This is a genomic window from Micromonospora sp. NPDC048887 (genome assembly GCF_040649715.1).
Lineage (GTDB): Bacteria > Actinomycetota > Actinomycetes > Mycobacteriales > Micromonosporaceae > Micromonospora.
In genome coordinates this window covers 64,544-82,868 of record NZ_JBEZGA010000020.1, presented here as the reverse complement: position 1 = coordinate 82,868, position 18,325 = coordinate 64,544, and the positions used below count along the sequence as shown (strand labels likewise).

Here is an 18,325-nt window from a genome sequence, read left to right as displayed (position 1 = left end):
TCTCACCCGCGATGGTGGGAGGGCTCGCCGCGTCGGGATCGATCGGTGTCGTCGGTCTCACCGGATCGGCGAACCGCCGTCGACCGGGATGGTGTGGCCGTGGATGAAGGACGCGTCGTCGCTGGCGAGGAAGCAGACCGCGCGGGCGATCTCGTGCGGCTCGCCGTACCGGCCGGCGGGCGCCTGCATGGTCAGGTCGTAGAACGGGAAGTCGCTGGTGATCTCCGCGCCCTCGAAGGCGGCGGTCTTGATCACGCCGGGGCCGATGCCGACCGCGCGGATGCCCTTGTGGCCGTAGTCGTAGGCGATCTGCTTGGTCAGCCCGATGACGCCGTGCTTGGCGGTGGTGTACTCCGCGCCGACCTCGCTGGCGACCAGGCCGGACGCCGAGGACACGTTGATCACGACGCCCTTGCCGCGCTCCAGCATGTGCGGCAGCGTGGCCTTGGTGGCGAGGAAGACGCCCTTCAGGTCGACCTCCATGACGCGGTCCCACTGGCTGTTCTCGATCTCCAGCAGCGGCACGTACGCGCCGAACACGCCCGCGTTGTTCACCAGCACGTCGATGCGCCCGTACGCGTCGAGAGCGGCGCTCACCATGGCGCGTACCGAGTCCTCGTCGATGACGTCGGCGGCCACCGCCACCGCGTCCCCGCCGGCCTCCTTGATCCGCGCGACGGTCGCCTCGGCGCGCTCCAGGGAGAGGTCGGAGACGACGACCTTCGCGCCCTCGGCGGCCAGCTCGACGCACATGGACATGCCGAGTCCGGAGCCGACCTGATCGGGGCTGAAGCCGCCGCCTGTCACGAGCACAACCTTGTCTGTCAATCCACGCACCGCGCTGTCTCCCGTCTGTCGATGACCCTGCGGCCCGCACCTGGCCGTTCGGGTGAGCAACACTCATCTTTTCGTCCAGACTAGCTGGTCAGAGCGGGTGCGCCCACCGGCGAGCGGGCTCGCTGCGATGTGACGAAGATCGTTTGCGCTGGTCCGGCCCGGCGGGGTAGGGACAGCACCACCATCGGGCCGGGGGTCTGCGGGATTACCCACGGCGACGAAAATCGCCAGAATCGGTGACGGAGAGTCGCGTACGAGAGCGTGGCTCGCGGCATCGGGGGCGACATGACTTCTTCCACGTTGACGGAACCCGCGGCACGGCGGGGCAGCGACTACGCGCGGCTGTCCCGCCGGATCGCCGAGGCGGGGCTGTTCGAGCGGCGGCCCGGCCGGTACGCGCTCCGGATCGCGCTGACGCTCGGCGTGTTTGTGGCCGGCTGGGTGGTGGTGGCGCTCGTCGGCGACTCGTGGTGGCAGATCCTCCTGGCGGTGGTCATGGCGGCGGCCACCACACAGGTGGCCTTCCTCGGCCACGACGCCGGGCACCGGCAGATGTTCCGCCGGCGCGGGCCGAGCGAGGCGGCCGGACTGGTCGCCGGCAACCTGGCGGTCGGTCTCAGCTACGGCTGGTGGGTGGACAAACACAACCGCCACCACGCCAACCCGAACCACACCGACGAGGACCCGGACGTCGGCGCGGGCGCGCTGGTCTGGACGTACGAGCAGGCGACGGCCACGCGCGGCCTGAGCCGGTGGATGGCCCGCCGCCAGGCGTGGCTGTTCTTCCCGCTGCTGCTGCTGGAAGGGCTGGCGCTGCACGTGGCCAGCGTGCAGGCGCTCGTCGGCCGCGAGCCGGACGGGCGGTGGCGGGTGCCGATGCGGCACCGGGCCGTGGAGGCGCTGCTGCTCGCCGCGCACGCCGCCGGCTATCTCGGGCTGCTGTTCGCGGTCATGTCACCGGCCAAGGCGCTGCTGTTCGTCGCCGTGCACCAGGGGCTGTGGGGCCTCTACATGGGCTGCTCGTTCGCCCCGAACCACAAGGGCATGCCGATGCCGACCGCCGACGACGAGCTGGACTACCTGCGTAAGCAGGTGCTGACCTCGCGCAACGTACGCGGCGGCCGGTTCGTCGACCTGGCGCTGGGCGGGCTCAACTACCAGATCGAGCACCACCTGTTCCCGAACATGCCGCGCGCCAACCTGCGCCGGGCCCGGCCGCTGGTGATGGCGTACTGCGCCGAGCAGGGCGTCCCGTACGCGGAGACCGGGCTGGTCGAGTCGTACCGGCAGGCGTTGGCGCACCTGCACGACGTGGGCCGGCCGCTGCGCGCGGCCTGAGCCGACCGGCTGCCGGTAGGGTCGTCGGGTGGTGGAGGGCGCGCCGCGGTGGTGGCGCGCGGCGCGGCGGGGCGAACGGGCCCGGCCGCGTCACTGACGACATCGTGCGGAGCTGCGGCATGAGATTCGAGATCAGCAAGGTGCTCGACGCCATCGAGGGGCGGGTCTGCACCGACCCGTCGCTGGCCCGGGCCGTGGTCGACCTGGCCGAGGTCATCCGGTGGCAGAACCTGGACGGCGGCCGTCCGGCCAGCCTGCTGCGGCTCGGCATGGTGATCGACGCGCTGTCCCGGCAGATCGGCGAGGACAGCGTCCCGGTCTACGCGATCGTGCACCGGGCGCTGCTGTCCGACGCCGACCTGACCTCCAACGAGCGGATGGTGGTGCGCCGCTGGGCCGACGACGGCCTGGTGGAGGTGCTCGACCAGCCCGGTGACCGGATGCTGGAGGTGGCCGACCTGCTCGGCCTGCCGGTGCTCACCCGGGCGCGGCTGGACGGGCTCGTCGGGCGGTACCCGTGGGTCGGGCAGGCGGGCCGCGTGCTCGCCCCGGTGCCCGGCGCCGGCGGGCCGGTCTTCATCGCGCACGTCGGCGGCGGCCAGGACCCGGCCACCGGCAGCCGCTCCCCGGCCGGGGTCAAGCTGCTCTCCCGGAAGTGGCGCTGCCCGGAGCCGGGGTGCGCGCTGTTCGGCGGCGGCGGGGGCGGGGGCGCGTTCGCCGACCTGGCCGCCGTGGACCGGGTGCCGGCCGAGCAGCCGCCGCCCACGCTGCGTACCGGGGCGCCGACCTGCCCCCGGCACGGCGCACGGCTCTCCGACGCCGGCCCGCGCCCGCGTACCGTGGTGCTCGCGGCGCGCATCGGCGGGCTGGTCCGCAAGCGGTTCGTGCTGACCGAGACCGAGCCGGTGGCGATCGGCCGGGCGCCCGACGGCCCGGGCGGGGTGACGCTCGGCCAGTGGCTCAACGACGAGGCCCGCCGCTGGATCAGCCGCAGCCACATCCGGCTGGAGCTGCGGGTGGGCGAGGTGGTGGTCACCGACACCAGCACCAACGGCTCCGGCGTACGCCCCGGCGGCTCGATGGCCGAGCACGAGCGGATCGCGCTGGCGCCGCAGCAGTCCCGGGTGCTGGCCGAGGGCGACCTGATCGAGCTGTACCCGGGCGTGCAGATCGGCCGCGCCGACGACATGAGCAGCGACGCGAAGTACACGCCGAACTCGGTGATGGCCGAGGCGCCGACCATGGCGATGCGGCTGCCGCGTCAGTGACCGGCACGCGCGAAGGCGCCGGGACCGTCGCGGTCCCGGCGCCTTCTCGTGTACGGAGTGAGGCGTACGCCCTCAGCCGGCCAGCACGGCGGCGAGCTGCGCCACCGCGTGGTCGATCTCGTCCTCGGTGATCACCAGCGGCGGGGCGAGCCGGATGGTCGAGCCGTGCGTGTCCTTCGCGAGCACACCGCGCTCCATCAGCCGCTCGCACGCCTGCCGGCCCGTCATCAGCGCCGGGTCGATGTCCAGCCCGGCCCACAGGCCGCGACCGCGTACCGCCACCAGGCCCTTGCCGATCAGGCCGCGCAGGCCGGCGTGCAGCCGCTCGCCCAGCTCGGCCGAGCGGCGCTGGAACTCGCCGGTGGCCAGCAGCCGGACCACCTCGGTAGCTACCGCGCAGGCCAGCGGGTTGCCGCCGAACGTCGAGCCGTGCTGGCCCGGCTGGAGCACACCCAGCACGTCGCGGTTCGCCGCCACCGCCGACACCGGCACGATGCCGCCGCCGAGCGCCTTGCCCAGCAGGTACATGTCCGGCTCGACGCCCTCGTGCTCGCAGGCGAACGTCGCCCCGGTACGCCCCAGCCCCGACTGGATCTCGTCGGCGACGAACAGCACGTCGCGCTCGGTGCAGACCCGGCGCACACCCGGCAGGTAGCCCTCCGGCGGCACCACGACACCCTGCTCACCCTGGATCGGCTCCAGCAGCACGGCCACCGTGTTCTCGTCGATCGCCTCGGTCAGCGCGTCCAGGTCGCCGTAGGGGACCACTGTGAAGCCCGGGGTGTACGGCCCGAAGTCGGCACGCGCGTCCTCGTCCGTGGAGAAGCTGACGATCGTGGTCGTACGGCCGTGGAAGTTGCCCTCCGCCACCACGATGTTTGCCTGGCCCGGCGTGACGCCCTTGACCTGGTAGCCCCACTTGCGGGCCACCTTGATGCCGGTCTCCACCGCCTCGGCGCCGGTGTTCATCGGCAGCACCAGGTCCTTGCCGCAGAGCGCGGCCAGCTCGCGGCAGAAGTCGGCGAACTGGTCGTGGATGAACGCGCGGCTGGTCAGCGTGAGCCGGTCGAGCTGCGCGTGCGCGGCCTCGATCAGCTTCGGGTGCCGGTGGCCGAAGTTCAGCGCCGAGTATCCCGCCAGGCAGTCGAGGTAGCGGCGGCCGTCCACGTCGGTCAGCCAGGCGCCCTCGGCCGACGAGATCACCACGGGCAGCGGGTGGTAGTTGTGCGCCGTGTGACGCTCCGCGTCCCGGACCGCGGACGGAGTCCGCAGCATGTCGTCGATGATCACTTGCTCGCCTTTCCCTGACGGAGTCGCAACGTGCAGCACTTCGGTCCGCCGCCGGCCTTGCGCAGCTCGGACAGGTCGATCCCGATGGTCTCGTAGCCCCGGTCGCGCAGCTTCGCGGCCAGGTCGGTGGCCTGCGCGGGCAGCACCACGTGCCGGCCGTCGCTGACCGCGTTCAGGCCCAGCACCTCGGCGTCGGCCATGGTGGCGTGGATCGCGTCCGGGAACAGCCGGCGCAGCACCGCCCGGCTGCCGGGGGAGAACGCCTCCGGCAGGTACGCCACGGTGCGCTCGTCGAGCACCGTGAGCGCGGTGTCCAGGTGGTAGAAGCGGGGGTCCACCAGCTGCATGGTCACCACCGGGTAGCCGAAGACCTCCTGGAGCTGCGCGTGCGACGCGTGCGCGGTGCGGAACCCGGTGCCGGCGAGCAGGTGGTCGCCGGCCAGCAGGACGTCGCCCTCGCCCTCGTTGACGTGCTTCGGGTCGTACATCTCGAAGCCGGCGCCCTCGAACCAGGCCCGGTACGCGGGCGCCTCGTCGGCGCGCTGCGGGTCGCGGAACTGCACCGCCATGGCCCTGCCGTCGATCACGGTGCCGCCGTTCGCGGCGAAGACCATGTCCGGCAGGCCGGCGACCGGCTCGATCAGCTCGACCTCGTGGCCCAGGTCCAGGTACGTCCGGCGAAGCCGCTCCCACTGCCGGATCGCCAGGTCGGCGTCGACCGGGGCGGTGGGGTCCATCCACGGGTTGATCGCGTAGTCGACGGCGAAGTACGTCGGCCGGCACATCAGAAAGCGCTGGCGGATGGCGTCCATCGTCATGTCGTGCTCCCAGGGTCGGGCGCGCCCGGCCACCGTCGGCCCACGGGCTGGCGCCGTGGTCCAACGTTATGCGGCCCCGGTAGACGACATCCACCGCGAGAAGTTGCGTTCGGCGGCGAATCGTTGCGTTGAATCGGTCACCAGTGAGCAATCATTGCGCCGACGCCGGACACACTTCGGGGGCGGCGAACCGCCGCCCCCGAAAGAGGTGTTACCCGGCTGGTGAACCACCAGATCTGATCGGGCTGGCCGGCCCTGCCGGCGATCGGAAAGGTGCCCGTCAGAACCAGGCGCCAAACTGTGAGTCGAGCCACTCGCGGAAGCGGCCCACCCAGTCGCCGTCGGTGGTCGGCCAGTCGAACTGGCCGGTCATCGCCACGATGCCGAGCACCACCGCGGAAAGGCCCACCGCGATGCCGATCAGCGCGTCGGTCTTGCCGGCAACGTGTCGGCGACGGGTGGCGATCAGGCCCAGCACCGCCAGCACCGCGCCGGCCGCGCCGACACCGATGCCGTACCCGGCGAGCGTGCCGGAGAGGACGAACAGCGCCCCGACCACCGAGACGATCAGGCCGAGCGTGGCGAGCAGGCTGGCCCGGGGACGCTTTGTGGTGTACGGCTCCGGCCGGTCCACCCGGCCGTCGCGGTCGGCATCCGTACCGTCGGGGCGGCCGTCCCGGTCGAGATCGGTGTGGTCCGGGCGGCCGTCGCGGTCCAGGTCGACGGTGGGCTCGGCGACGGGGGCTCCGACGGCGGGCGTCGCACCGGCGGTCCGGGCGTCGGTCACCGGAACGGTCCGGGTGTCGGCGTCGACCCGGCGGCCGGTGACCGCACGCGCCGCCGCGCCCCGGTCCGCAGCCCGGCGCCGGGCCTCGGCGTCCGGCTCGTCGTCGGCCGCCGCGTTCCGGCCGTGGGCCGTCGTGGCCGCTCCCCGGAGGCCGGTCGTGCGGTCGTCGGCCGGCGTCGCCGCGTCGAGATCGCGCGCGTCCCGGTCGGCCGCCGCGTCCCGGGCACGCTCGTTCTCGGTCGCGGTGGCGGCGCTGCGGTACGTGGTCCGCTCCTCGTCGCGGTCGGTGACCACGGGCCGGCCGGCCGGCTGCTCGGCGGTCCGGTCGCGCTCGTCGACCACGCCGTCGCCGTTGGTATCGGTACTGGTCGCCGGAGGGTTCCGGCGGGACAGGATCTTCACGATGGCACCTCCTGATCCAGGCGCGGAGGCCGCGCATGACAGAAAGGAAGTACCCAGGTGTGCCGAAATCGACACCCGTCGGCTGCTCCGCACGCTCCGGCGACCAGCACCGGAGCGTGCGGAGATCGGCGCCGGTCAGGACACGGTGCGTGACCACTGCTGGTTGGTGCCCGCGCCGCAGGTGTACTGCTGCACGTCCGCGCCGTCGCCGGTGCCGGCGTTCACCACGTCGAGGCACTTGCCGCTGTGCCGCGCCCGCAGCTGGAACCAGCCGCCCAGCGCGGCCCACTGCCACTGCTGGTTGGCGCCGCTGCCGCAGGTGTACTGGATGATGTTGGCGCCGTCGGCGGTGGACGCGTTCGCGACGTCGAGACACTTGCCGCTGCCGGCGTTGACCAGGCGGAACCAGCCGCCGCCGGCGTCCTGGAACTCCCACCGCTGATTGCCGCCGCCGTTCCAGCTCCACTGCTTGACCTCGGCGTTGTTCGCCGTGGAGCCGTTGATCACGTCGAGCACCCGGCCGCTGTGCCGGGCCGTGACGCGGTAGTACACGGGCGAGTTCCCGGTGACGGTGCCCGCCGCCGTGTCGATGGTGATCGACGGATACCAGGTCAGGCTCATGCTGGTGGCGGTCGGGAAGGTGATCGGCAGCCACACGTACTGGGAGTCGTTGGCCGGGCCGCCCCACGCGCCCGCCCACCTGTCACCCAGGTAGAGGTAGCTGGTGCCGGACGTGCCCTGGACCGGCAGCACGAAGGCCGGCTGGGAGTTGAAGGTGGTGCCGTTGCCCACGTCGGTCCAGCCGCTCCACGGCCCCGCGACGCTCGGCGCGGTGGCGTACCGGGCCTGGTTCGGGCTCCAGCCCGTCGCCCCCGACGTCAGCAGGAAGTACGTCGAGCCCCGCTTGAACATCGCGGGCGCCTCGCGGTGGGCACCGTCCCAGAAGTTGCCCACCAGGGCGGCCACGTTCAGGTAGTCCGGCGTGAGCCGGTAGATGTTCAGGTCGTAGTTGTCGTCGGCCGCCGAGATCATGTACGCGGTGCCGTTGTCGTTGTAGAGCGTGATGTCGCGGGACATGTGCTGCCCCAGCGGCCGGAAGCTGCCGTGGTAGGTGTAGTTCCCGTCCACGGTGGCCGAGGAGGCGACGGCGGCCCGCGCCTCGTTGTAGTCGGACCCGTTCTCCTTGTGCATCCACATCACGAACCGGCCGGTGCCCGCGTTGTAGACGACCTTCGGCCGCTCGATGTTGGCGACCCGCAATTCGGCGGCCGACGACTGGGTGAGCGCGTTGTTGCGGAACTCCCAGGTACGCAGGTCCGTGGAACGGTAGACCGACACCGCCCGGAACGTGTTGTCCGGATTGCGGTTCTCGCCGAACCAGTAGTAGTAGTCGCCGACCTCGAGCACGCCGCCGCCGTGGGCGTGCACCACCGCGCCGCTCGTGTCGGTGAACTGGGTGCCGTTCGTGACCGTCACCGGCGCGGCGAGCGCACCCGCCGCCGGCCCCAGCACTGTCGCCGCCAGGGCCACCGCGAGCGCCAGCCCCGCCGCCAGGAGGCGGCCCCTGCCGCCGTGCCGTCGCATGGCGGTCACCGCCCGCAGACCGGCGTGATCGCGGCGGGCGTCGTGCCCGCCGCCACGAGCAGGCCGAACGTCGCCGAACCGCCGGGTGCCAGCGTCCCGTTCCAGGAGGCGTTGCGCACCGCGACGTCCTGCCCGGCGCCCTCGACCACGCCGCCCCAGACCGACCGGATGTGCTCGTCACCGGACCACCGCCACGACACGAGCCAGCCCGGGACCGGCTCGGCGCCGTCGTTGCGCACCGTCACTGTCGCGACGAAGCCACCGTCCCACCGGCTGTCGATGGTGGCCGTCGCGGAGCAGAGCGACAGCGTGCGCGCCGGGCCGCCGATCACGTACGGATCCCGCGTGCCCTTGGTGTCGCCGAACCGGAACCAGTACTCGGTACCGGGGGTCAGGCCGCCGAGCGTCACCTTCCCCGACCGTTCCGGCCCGGTGACCGCCTCGGCCACCGGATCGCGCCACGCGGTGGCGTCCTCGCGGCTGGCGAAGAGGCTGATGAGGAGCGGCGGGTCGTAGCCGCAGGGCGGGCTGAGCACCATCCAGTAGGTGATGGTGATGCTGGTCGTGGTGGCACCGGTCACCTGGCCGGTGACCGGTAGCGCCGGCGGGCAGGCGTACGTGGGCGTGGGGGTTGGCGTCGCCGCGGTGGCAGGCGTCATCGCCGTGGTGGCGGGGGACCGGCCGGCGTCCGCCGAGGCGGCCAGGCCGGTCAGGGCGAGCGCGGCGGCCAGGGCCGCGCCGAGCGTACGGAGCATGTGTCTCTCCCGAGCTGGGGGCGCCGGGGGCGGTCGGCGCCGCGGTGGTGGACCGCGATGTCGCCGCCGCGTGATCGGCTGGTGCCCAGCCGTCCCCGAGGGGCGGCGCGGCGGCACGGTGGACTGCCGGAGACGACTGCCCGGCACCGGGGCGGCGCATCACCCCGCGCTTGTCCCTCCGGCGAGATCGAGCGGCTCGCACTGGCTCCCGAGCGCTACCGCAGCCAGTCTTTCAGTCGGTAGGCATCGATTCAATGCCGTCCCACGGCCCGACGTCGCCGACGGCGCGACCCGCTGGCTACGCTTGGCGGTCGTGCCAGAGGGACACAGCATCCACCGCCTCGCCGCCCGGCACGCCGAGCTGTTCGCGGGCGACAAGGTGCACGCCGACAGCCCGCAGGGCCGCTTCGCCGAGGGCGCGGCCCGCCTGAGCGGCACCGTCCTGGACGGCACCGAGGCGTACGGCAAGCACCTGCTGCACCACTACGCGGGCGAGTTGACGCTGCACGTACACCTGGGTCTGTACGGGAAGTTCGCCGACGGGCCGGGGGAGCCGCCGGCCCCGGTCGGGCAGCTGCGGCTGCGCCTGCACAGCGACCGGAACTGGCTGGAGCTGCGCGGTCCGACCGCCTGCGAGCTGCTGACCCCGCCGGAGGTGGCGGCGCTGCGCGACCGGCTCGGGCCGGACCCGCTGCGCGCAGACGCCGACCCGGACCGGGCGTACGCGCGGATCCGGCGCAGCCCCACCCCGCTCGCGGCGCTGCTGCTCGACCAGTCGGTGGTGGCCGGCACCGGCCTGATCTTCGTGACCGAGGCGCTGTTCCGGGCCGGGCTGCCGCCGCTGCTGCCCGGGCGGGAACTGACGCCGGCCGGCTGGACCGAACTCTGGGCAGACCTGGTCGCGCTGATGAACCGGGCTGTCGAGCGGGGGCGGATCGACACGGTGCGCGACGCCGACCTGCCGGAGGTGACAGGCCGCGCGCCGCGCGTCGACAGGCACGGTGGCGAGGTGTACGTCTACCGCCGCCCCGGCGCGCCCTGCCACGTCTGCGGCACCCCGGTCAGCCGGGGCACACTGGCCGGCCGCAACCTCTACTGGTGCCCTGCCTGCCAGGCGGGCTGACCGCGCGCCGCACCGGCTGTCGCGTCGGCCGCGTCGCGCCCTCCCGGGTGCGGCGGCGCTGTCACGTCTCGTCGAGCAGCCACCGGGCGACCTCGACGTTGCCGGGGAAGACCTGGTCGCCGCCGATGCTCCAGGCCACCGTCTGACCGATCGCCCAGCCGCGTACCCGCTCCCGGTCCAGGCCCAGGCCGGCGCTGAGCCGGTCGAGCCGGTGCCGCACCGCCGCCGGAGAGTGCCCCAGCTCCGCGCCGCGCACGAGCGGCACCACGGCGAACTCCCGCTCGCCGACCAGCGGCTTCGGGTCGATCACCAGCCACGGCTCGCGTGCGGCGGCCAGGATGTTGCCGGCGTGCAGGTCCTGGTTGACAAGCACCTGCTCGCCCTGGCCCGGCGCCAGCTCGGCGAGCAGCCCGAGCGCGGCGTCGAGCAGGCGCCGCTCGTACGGGCGGCCGGCCCGTCGCCAGTTGCCAGGCATCCGCTCCGCCCACCCGGCCGCCTCCTCGGCCAGCGAGGTGAACGGCGCGCCGGCCGGCACCGCGAGCCCCGGCAGCAGGCCGACCGCGACGTCGAGCGCGGCGTCGGCCGCCAGCGCGTGCAACGGCGTACCGGGGTCGCACCGTTCCACGAGCAGCGCGCGCCGGTCGGCGTCGTGGGCGAGCAGCCGGATCGCGCCCCGCCCGGCCCAGTGTGCCAGCGCTGTCGCCTCGTGGACGCTGTCGTCGTCCGGGTACTGGAGCTTCAGCACCGCCCGCGTGCCGTCGGGAAGCGTCGCGGGCAGCGCCAGCGAGGCGAACGCGTACGCGAACGGCGGGCCGACCGTCAGTTCCCACCGCGCGACGCAGTGGGCCAGCCGGCCGGGCAGCTCCGCGAGCCACGCCCGGCCGGCTGCCGTCCGCTCGACCCAGCGCAGCCCTTCGGGAATATCGCACCGCATCGGCACATCCTGGCCGGTACGGCGACGATCCGCTGTCCCGGCCCGGCCTCGTGCGGCCCGCCTCGCCGGTGCGCGTCAGCGCAGCCGGCGGATGTCCCCGTACGCCCGGTAGAAGCCGCCACGGCCCGACTCGCGGACCTCGGTGACCAGGTAGCGCGCGCCCGGCTCACGGATGCCCTTGGGGAACTGCACCGACCAGTCCCGCCGGTAGCCGTCGGCGAGGACGTGCACGCGCAGCCGGCCGCCCTGCTCGACGCACTGCACCAGCACGCCGTCACGGTCGTCGGTGGTCACCTCGACCGAGGCCCAGGCGGCCGTCTCCGGCATCCGGGCCGGCGCCTTGACGTCGACCACGTCGGGCACGCTGCCCGCCTCGGCCGCCCGGATCGCCGCCTCGCTCGCGTCGATGCAGGCCAGGTGGCCGCTCGTGGTGACCACGTAGAGCCGGTTGTCGTGGTACTGCATCGAGTATGCCGAGCCGCAGCCGGTGCCGAGCTTCCACAACCGGTTGCCGGCCTGGTCGAAGCAGTAGATCGAGGAGGCGCTGTCGCCGGCGAACACGTACCGGCCGCCCTCGGCTGTGGCGCAGGAGAAGACCGCCGAGTCGCAGCGGTAGACCTGCTCGGCCCGGCCGTCCTTGCGCAGGCGCACCACCTCGCGGGTGCCGGTGCCGGCGAAGACCGCGTCGCGCTCCTGCCAGCCGAACAGCACCGCGCCGGTGCCGGTGTGCCACAGCTCCCGCCCGGTGCGCCAGTCGTAACCGGTGACGCCCTGCGAGTGGCCGTGGTAGAGCGCGTCGGCGTCGCAGCGGACCATCCACGCCGACCGGCCCCGCCCCGGCCGGCGCCAGAGGAACTCGTCCTCGTGGTCGATCGCCGAGATGCCGCCGTCGCGGTCGGACACGCCCAGCACGCCGTCGTGGATGTCCAGCCAGTAGATGTCGATCTCGGGCGCGATCGCGTACGCCGCGCGGGGCACCTTGCCGGACAGGTCGTAGACGTTGCCGTCGTCGCAGCCGGCGTAGACCCAGGCGTCGTCGGCGACGATGCACTTCACCCCGTCGGGCAGCCGGACCTGGTTGACCAGGCGGGCGTCGTGGTCGAGCGTGGTGATCACGCCGTGTTCGTTGCCGACCATGCAGTGCCTGTCGTCGACGAAGATGCCGAAGGCGGGCGCGCCCGAGGCGTACCGCCAGAGGACCGGGGCGGTGCGGGCGGTCGAGCGGGTGCTGACGATCTGCCGGCGCGAGACAGTGCGCTTCTGGCGTACGCCGGGCACCGCCGGGGCGTACCCCTTGCGGATCTTCTCGCCGATCTTCTTCGCCGCGGCGGCGCGGGCGCGGGAGTTGTCCGGGTAGGTGCTGGTCTTCACCTGGCCCTGGTCGCCGATCCGCCCGAAGCGCACTGTCATCGCGGTGTCGTCGACCACCACCTCGTAGAACTTGTGAGCTCCACCATCCACTTCGGACAGTTCGAGGTAGGTCGTCTCCTGGGACATGTGGGGTTACCTCCGAGGGGAGTGCCGGACCGGCGACGCGCACACGCTAACCCCCGGCACCGACAAACCCGGGTCTCGGTGTTAAGAAGGGGCCCTTCCTCTACCGGAGGCGTTAATAGGGGGCCCTTCCTTACACGGCGGCGAGGGCGTCGACGGCCTTGCGGGCGGCGATCAGCACCGGATCCCACACCGGGGCGTACGGCGGCGCGTACCCCAGGTCGAGCGCTGTCATCTCGTCCACCGTCATGCCGTTCCACAGTGCCACCGCGAGCGCGTCGATCCGCTTGGCCGCCTCGGACCAGCCGACGATCTGCGCCCCGAGCAGCCGCCCGCTGGGCCGCTCGGCGATCAGCTTGATCGTCATCGGCCGCGCGCCCGGGTAGTAGCCGGCCCGGTTCGTCGACTGGGTGTGCACGGTGACGAACTCGAAGCCGGCTTCCCGGGCGTCCCGCTCGCGCAGCCCGGTGCGGCCCACCTCCAGCTCGCAGACCTTTGTGACGGCGGTGCCGATGACGCCGGGGAAGGTGGCGTACCCGCCGCCGATGTTGATGCCCGCCACGCGGCCCTGCTTGTTGGCGTGCGTGCCGAGCGGGATGTGCACCGGCATGCCGCTGACCCGGTGCAGGGACTCCACGCAGTCACCGGCCGCCCAGACGCCGGGCACGCCCGGCACCCGCATCCGCCGGTCCACCCGGATCGCCCCGGAGGGACCGATCGGCAGGCCGGCGGCCTCGGCGAGCGCGGTGTTGGGGCGTACCCCGAGTCCCAGCACCACGACGTCGGCCGGGATCGGCCCCTCGTCGGTGAGCACCGCGCGGATCCGGCCGTCCCGCTCCTCCAGGCCGGTGACGGTGATGCCGGTACGGACGTTGATCCCGGTGGCCCGCATCGCCTCGACCACCAGCTCGCCCATGTCCGGGTCCACAGTCGACATCGGCTGGTCGGCCTGCTCGACCAGCTGCACCGAGAGCCCGCGCTGCACGAGCGCCTCGGCCATCTCGACGCCGACGTAGCCGCCGCCGACCACCACCGCCCGCCGCGGCCGGGGCTCACGTGCGAGCCAGTCGATCAGCGCCGCGCCGTCGTCGAGCGTCTGCACGCCGAACACCCCCGACACGTCGTCGCGCGCCCAGTCCGGCTGGATCGGTGACGCGCCGGTGGCGTACACCAGGGTGTCGAAACCGGCGCGGACCTCGCCGCCGCCGTCCAGGTCCCGCGCGAGGACCTCGCGGCGGTCGAGGTCGATGGCGGTGACCTCGTGCCGGGTGCGGACCTCGATGCCGAACTCGTCGCGGAAGGTCTCCGGGTCGCGGGAGATCAACTCGTCCCGCTCCTCGACCACGCCGCTCACCCAGTAGGGGATGCCGCAGGCCGAGTAGGAGGTGAAGTGCCCCCGCTCGAACGCGACGATCTCCAGGTCGGAGCGGTCGCGGCGGCGGCGTCGCGCCTGCGACGCCGCCGACATTCCGGCGGCGTCGCCGCCGATGACGATCATGCGCTCGGCCACGTCGCCCATCCTGTCACGCCGGGCCGCGGCCGCACGGCCGCTCAGCCACGGGTCTGCCGTGCCACGTCCGCGACCACGTCGACGAGGCTGCCGGTGCGCTCGAACACCGCGCGCTGCCGCGCCGCGCCGCTGCCGTGCCGGCGCAGCCCGCCCAGCAGATCGGTGACCCGGTCCAGGTCGCCGTGCCGTTCCAGTTCCGGGCGCAGCCGGTCGACGAGCCGGTCCAGCAGTTCCCAGGCCGGGCGCAGCTCACCGTCGGTGAGGTCGACGCCCTCGCCCTCCAGCCCGTCGTGGGCGGCCCGCCAGTGCGCCGCCACCAGGAGGTGGTGGTCGGTGTTGACGGCCGGACGGCCGGCGGCGATGTCGGTGAGCGCTGTCGCGACGAGCGCGCGGACCAGCGCCGCCACCAGCACCGCGTCGTCCACCGACGGGCAGACGTCGCCGATGCGGATCTCCACGGTGGGGTACTTGGCGGAGAGCCGGGCGTACCAGTAGAGCATTCCCTCGTCCAGCATCACGCCGCTGGCGATGAGCTGCCGGATCAGCCGCTCGTAGTGCTCGTGCGACTCCAGGTACGGGGTGGGCGCGACCGACGGCCAGCGTTCCCACTCCACCGAGCGCCAGCTCGCGTACCCGGTGTCCTCGCCCCGGGAGAACGGGGAGTTCGCGGTGGCCGCGTGCAGGATCGGCAGCCACGGCCGGACGTGGTTGAGCACCTGCACGCCGGTGTCCGGGTCGGGAATGCCGACGTGGATGTGCATGCCGTTGTTGCCGGGGCCGGGCACCAGCAGCCGGAACCGCTCGATCATCCGGTCGAAGCGCGGCTTGTCCACCACCGGCGGCACCGGCCCGTCGACCGGCCCGGTGCCGATCGCCAGCAGCCGTACTCCGGCCCGCTCGGCCGCGTCGGCCAGCTCGGCGCGCAGCATCGACAGCGAGTGCCGGATCGAGGACAGGTCCAGCCCGGGCGGGCTGCCGATCTCGATCTGGCTGGTCTGGAACTCGCGTTCCACCTGGCCCCGCAGCTCGGCCGGCACCTGCTCCATCACCAGGTCCACGGCGGGTACGGCGGTCCCGGTGTGCGGGTCGGCGAGCAGGAACTCCTCCTCGACGCCGACTGTCAGCAGGTCGGTTCCGCCCGCTGCGGCGCTCCGCTCCCGCTCCGCCACTGAGCCACTCATCGTCACCACCGTCTTCCTCGGGACCGCTTGCGGCACCGTGCCGCGTGGTCGATGGCCTGTTACCCACCGTGTCCGGGCCCGGAAACGCGCCCGGCGGCGTGTCGGCGCCGGTTCGCCCGTTCGGGTCGTGGGGGTCCGCCCGGCGGCGCGGCGGCGTGGACGCACGGGCCGCGGGGCGTGACACGGCGGGCTACTGTCACCGTGTGGCGGGGATCCTGGCGGTGCTGACGGGGGCGTGGGCCTACGCCCTCGCGCTGGTCGCCGACCGGCCGGCCGGGCTGCTCGCCGGTGCGGCGGTCGTCGCCGCGCTGCTGCTGGCGACCCTGCTCGCGCTGCGGGTTCGCGCGCTGCCCACGCCGCCCGGCACCCGGTTCGCCGCCGCCCTGCGTGCCCGCGCCCGCCGTCGGGGCGTGCCCCGGCAGGTCGACCCGGACGCGCCGGGGCGTCCGCGTCCCCGCGCGCCCGGCCTGCGCCCCTCGGCCGCGTAGCCACCTTCCGGCCCGCGTCGGCGGGCCGCCGGTTCCTCCACCCCGGCTTTCGCGGCCGATTCCGTCGTCATCAGTCCCGCCGCGCGGCATGCCGCCGCCCGGGACACCCGGAATCGCCATCGAGGGGTCCACCCATGCTCGCCTTCGCACCGTTGCATTCCGCGGCCTCGGCCGCGGCCACAGTCGTCACCTGGCTCGCCGACGTGCTCGCCCCGCTCGCCGGCGGCGCCGCGACGGCCGCCGCCATCGTCCTGTTCACCGTCGCCGTCCGGCTGCTGATCTCCCCGCTGACAGTGGCGCAGGTCCGCGGGGAGCGGCGCCGCACCGCGCTCGCCCCCGAGGTACGGGAACTCCAGCGCCGGTACGCCGACGATCCGGCCCGCCTCCAGAGCGAGCTGTTCGCGCTCTACCGCAACGCCGGGGCCAGCCCGGTCGCCGGCTGCCTGCCGGCGCTGTTGCAGGCACCGTTCTTCCTTGTCATGTACCGCCTGTTCGCCACCGGTGACGGCGCACCGGAGCTGCTGGGGGAGCGGCTCGCCGGCGTACCGCTGGGGTGGCACCTCGGCGACGGGCTGGCCGGTCCGGTGCCGCTGGTGTTCGGGGTGCTGCTGGCCGCGCTGCTGGCGCTGGCCTGGTGGTCCTCGCGGCGGATGCGCCGGGCGGCGGCGGCCACCGGCACCGTGGCCGGTACGCCGGCCGAGGGGCCGGGCGCGGCGGTGCTCGGGCGGCTGCTCCCGCTGCTGCCGTACGGCACGGTGCTGGTGGCGCTCGTGGTGCCGCTGGCGGCCGTGCTCTATCTGGTCACCACCACGGCGTGGACCGCGCTGGAGCAGGTGGTGCTGCGCCGGCCGCAGCCGGCGGAGGCCATCGACAAGCGTTGACAAGTGCGGGGACGGGCGCGTAGAAATCGCTCTCAGAGAGCGCTCTCCCGGACCCGTCCCCCGCAGAGAGGCACCCCGAATGAACCCGATCCCGGCGGCTCCGGCCGCCTCCGCCACCGTGCCCCGACCACGCCGCCGGCTCGCCCTGGGCGCCGGCGTCCTCGCGCTCACCACAGCACTCGCCGGCGTCTCGATGACCGCCCAGGCCGCGGTGCCCCCGACACCGTCCGGGTGGAACCTCGTGTGGAGCGACGACTTCACCGGCCCGTCCGGCACGCTGCCCTCGTCCGCCAACTGGATCATCGACACCGGCACCAGCTACCCCGGCGGCCCGGCCAACTGGGGCACCGGCGAGATCCAGACCTACACGTCCAGCACTGCCAACCTGGCCCAGGACGGCTCGGGCAACCTGCGCATCACGCCGCTGCGGGACTCGGCCGGCCGCTGGACCTCCGCCCGGATCGAGACGGTACGGGCGAACTTCAAGCCGCCGTCGGGCGGCGTGCTGGCCCTGGAGGGCCGGATCCAGATGCCGAACGTCACCGGTGCGGCGGCGTCCGGGTACTGGCCGGCGTTCTGGGCGCTCGGCTCGCCGTACCGGGGCAACTACCAGAACTGGCCGGGCATCGGCGAGTTCGACGTGATGGAGAACGTCAACGGGATCAACTCGGTCTGGGGCGTGCTGCACTGCGGCGTCGCGCCGGGCGGCCCGTGCGGGGAGTTCAACGGCATCGGTGCGTCCCGGGCCTGCCCGGGCAGCACCTGCCAGTCGGCGTTCCACACCTACCGGTTCGAGTGGGACGCCTCGACCAGTCCGCAGCAACTGCGCTGGTACGTCGACGGCCAGCTCTTCCACACCGTCGGGCAGAACCAGATCGGTGAGCCGTACTGGAGTCAGATGACCGGCCACGCCGGCTACTTCCTGCTGCTCAACGTGGCGATGGGCGGCGGCTTCCCGGACGGCGTGGCCGGCTCGGCGACGCCCACCGCGTCCACCGTGCCGGGCCGGTCGATGCTGGTCGACTACGTGGCCGTCTACACCCGGGGTGGCGGGAGCAACCCGTCGCCGACGCCGACCACGCCGCCGCCGGGCGGGGTGCGCGACGCCTACTCGACGATCCAGGCCGAGTCGTTCAACGCGCAGAACGGCGTGCAGGTGGAGACGTGCGCCGAGGGCGGGCAGGACATCGGCTGGCTCGCCAACGGCGACTGGGCCCGCTACGACAACGTCGACTTCGGCTCGACGCCGCCGCGCGACTTCGTGGCCCGGGTCGCCTCCGGCGCGGCGTCCGGGGTGAGCGGGCTGGTGGAGGTCCGGGTGGACAGCCCGACCGCGCCGCCGATCGGGAGCTTCGCAGTCGGCAACACGGGCGGCTGGCAGACCTGGCGCTCGGTGCCGGGCAACGTCGGCGCGGTGACCGGGCGGCACACCGTCTACCTGACGTTCAGCAGCGGGCAGCCGTCCGACTTCGTCAACGTCAACTGGTTCACCTTCCGTCGCTGAGCGCGGCGAGGCGCGGCCCGGGCACATCGTCCGGGCCGCGCCCGAACCGGTGCTGGACAGAAACAGTTAACACTCCTAATAATAGGCGCACGTCGACGGTTGTGAATCCCTCTCCATCCCCCGCCCGTCCC

Annotated in this window: 16 protein-coding genes; 6 read left to right on the top strand and 10 right to left on the bottom strand. The window is 73.4% G+C overall.

Translation table 11 applies throughout. The features are described from left to right. Positions 1-57: 57 nt before the first annotated feature. The gene (locus AB0C17_RS25370; RefSeq protein ID WP_357383791.1) at positions 58-837 is read right to left on the bottom strand and encodes a glucose 1-dehydrogenase; all 780 of its coding nucleotides are present in this window, start codon (positions 835-837) and stop codon (positions 58-60) included. A gap of 285 nt (positions 838-1,122) precedes the next feature. Here AB0C17_RS25370 and AB0C17_RS25365 point away from each other — a divergent pair, with 285 nt between their 5' ends. Continuing rightward, entirely contained in the window at positions 1,123-2,175 is a 1,053-nt protein-coding gene (locus tag AB0C17_RS25365; RefSeq protein WP_357383793.1) for an acyl-CoA desaturase, read from the top strand. Between the two features lie 119 nt (positions 2,176-2,294). After that, positions 2,295-3,443 (top strand): FHA domain-containing protein, encoded by a 1,149-nt coding sequence (locus AB0C17_RS25360; protein ID WP_357383795.1) that lies wholly within the window; start codon positions 2,295-2,297, stop codon positions 3,441-3,443. A 72-nt stretch (positions 3,444-3,515) separates the two neighbouring features. On the opposite strand, the gene rocD is transcribed toward AB0C17_RS25360, so the two are convergent. The 5 genes from rocD to AB0C17_RS25335 form a co-directional block, all read right to left on the bottom strand. Beyond that, positions 3,516-4,730, bottom strand: coding sequence for an ornithine--oxo-acid transaminase (gene rocD / locus AB0C17_RS25355; protein ID WP_357383927.1), 1,215 nt, complete (start codon positions 4,728-4,730; stop codon positions 3,516-3,518). Continuing rightward, the gene (gene ddaH, locus AB0C17_RS25350) at positions 4,730-5,545 is read right to left on the bottom strand and encodes a dimethylargininase (protein WP_357383929.1); all 816 of its coding nucleotides are present in this window, start codon (positions 5,543-5,545) and stop codon (positions 4,730-4,732) included. The genes rocD and ddaH overlap by 1 nt, the downstream gene beginning before the upstream one ends. Positions 5,546-5,831: 286 nt before the next feature. Continuing rightward, a complete protein-coding gene (locus tag AB0C17_RS25345) occupies positions 5,832-6,740 on the bottom strand; it encodes a thrombospondin (protein ID WP_357480741.1) in 909 nt (302 codons plus the stop codon). A 135-nt stretch (positions 6,741-6,875) separates the two neighbouring features. Continuing rightward, positions 6,876-8,324: an RICIN domain-containing protein gene (locus AB0C17_RS25340; protein ID WP_357480738.1), complete on the bottom strand. Its 1,449-nt coding sequence runs from the start codon at positions 8,322-8,324 to the stop codon at positions 6,876-6,878. A gap of 5 nt (positions 8,325-8,329) precedes the next feature. Next, entirely contained in the window at positions 8,330-9,079 is a 750-nt protein-coding gene (locus AB0C17_RS25335) for a cellulose binding domain-containing protein (protein WP_357383801.1), read from the bottom strand. Positions 9,080-9,392: 313 nt separating this feature from the next. Between AB0C17_RS25335 and AB0C17_RS25330 the strand changes: the two genes are divergently transcribed. Further along, on the top strand, positions 9,393-10,202 hold the full coding sequence (locus AB0C17_RS25330; protein WP_357383803.1) for a DNA-formamidopyrimidine glycosylase family protein: 810 nt from the start codon (positions 9,393-9,395) through the stop codon (positions 10,200-10,202). Positions 10,203-10,263: 61 nt separating this feature from the next. Here AB0C17_RS25330 and AB0C17_RS25325 read toward each other — a convergent pair whose 3' ends face one another. From AB0C17_RS25325 to AB0C17_RS25310, 4 genes are all read right to left on the bottom strand, one after another. Continuing rightward, positions 10,264-11,136, bottom strand: coding sequence for an aminoglycoside phosphotransferase family protein (locus AB0C17_RS25325; RefSeq protein ID WP_357480735.1), 873 nt, complete (start codon positions 11,134-11,136; stop codon positions 10,264-10,266). A 75-nt stretch (positions 11,137-11,211) separates the two neighbouring features. Further along, positions 11,212-12,633, bottom strand: a complete 1,422-nt coding sequence (locus AB0C17_RS25320) for a WGR domain-containing protein (RefSeq protein ID WP_357480732.1) — start codon at positions 12,631-12,633, stop codon at positions 11,212-11,214. A gap of 130 nt (positions 12,634-12,763) precedes the next feature. Then, positions 12,764-14,140 (bottom strand): FAD-dependent oxidoreductase, encoded by a 1,377-nt coding sequence (locus tag AB0C17_RS25315; RefSeq protein WP_357383809.1) that lies wholly within the window; start codon positions 14,138-14,140, stop codon positions 12,764-12,766. 41 nt (positions 14,141-14,181) lie between these two features. Next, complete coding sequence (locus tag AB0C17_RS25310) at positions 14,182-15,330, bottom strand: glutamate--cysteine ligase (protein ID WP_357383811.1); 1,149 nt, start codon at positions 15,328-15,330, stop codon at positions 14,182-14,184. A 194-nt stretch (positions 15,331-15,524) separates the two neighbouring features. Between AB0C17_RS25310 and AB0C17_RS25305 the strand changes: the two genes are divergently transcribed. The 3 genes from AB0C17_RS25305 (at position 15,525) to AB0C17_RS25295 (ending at position 18,194) form a co-directional block, all read left to right on the top strand. Next, positions 15,525-15,809, top strand: a complete 285-nt coding sequence (locus AB0C17_RS25305) for a DUF6412 domain-containing protein (RefSeq protein ID WP_357383813.1) — start codon at positions 15,525-15,527, stop codon at positions 15,807-15,809. Between the two features lie 134 nt (positions 15,810-15,943). Then, positions 15,944-16,690: a membrane protein insertase YidC gene (gene yidC / locus AB0C17_RS25300; protein WP_357383815.1), complete on the top strand. Its 747-nt coding sequence runs from the start codon at positions 15,944-15,946 to the stop codon at positions 16,688-16,690. Positions 16,691-16,769: 79 nt separating this feature from the next. Further along, positions 16,770-18,194 (top strand): carbohydrate-binding protein, encoded by a 1,425-nt coding sequence (locus tag AB0C17_RS25295; protein WP_357383817.1) that lies wholly within the window; start codon positions 16,770-16,772, stop codon positions 18,192-18,194. The last annotated feature ends 131 nt before the right edge of the window (positions 18,195-18,325 follow it).

Coding starts and splice junctions, on each gene's coding strand:
- AB0C17_RS25365 (WP_357383793.1), top strand. CDS start 1,123: ATGACTTCTTCCACGTTGACGGAACCCGCGGCACGGCGGGGCAGCGAC.
- AB0C17_RS25360 (WP_357383795.1), top strand. CDS start 2,295: ATGAGATTCGAGATCAGCAAGGTGCTCGACGCCATCGAGGGGCGGGTC.
- ddaH (WP_357383929.1), bottom strand. CDS start 5,545: ATGGACGCCATCCGCCAGCGCTTTCTGATGTGCCGGCCGACGTACTTC.
- AB0C17_RS25340 (WP_357480738.1), bottom strand. CDS start 8,324: ATGCGACGGCACGGCGGCAGGGGCCGCCTCCTGGCGGCGGGGCTGGCG.
- AB0C17_RS25335 (WP_357383801.1), bottom strand. CDS start 9,079: ATGCTCCGTACGCTCGGCGCGGCCCTGGCCGCCGCGCTCGCCCTGACC.
- AB0C17_RS25325 (WP_357480735.1), bottom strand. CDS start 11,136: ATGCGGTGCGATATTCCCGAAGGGCTGCGCTGGGTCGAGCGGACGGCA.
- AB0C17_RS25320 (WP_357480732.1), bottom strand. CDS start 12,633: ATGTCCCAGGAGACGACCTACCTCGAACTGTCCGAAGTGGATGGTGGA.
- yidC (WP_357383815.1), top strand. CDS start 15,944: ATGCTCGCCTTCGCACCGTTGCATTCCGCGGCCTCGGCCGCGGCCACA.
- AB0C17_RS25295 (WP_357383817.1), top strand. CDS start 16,770: ATGAACCCGATCCCGGCGGCTCCGGCCGCCTCCGCCACCGTGCCCCGA.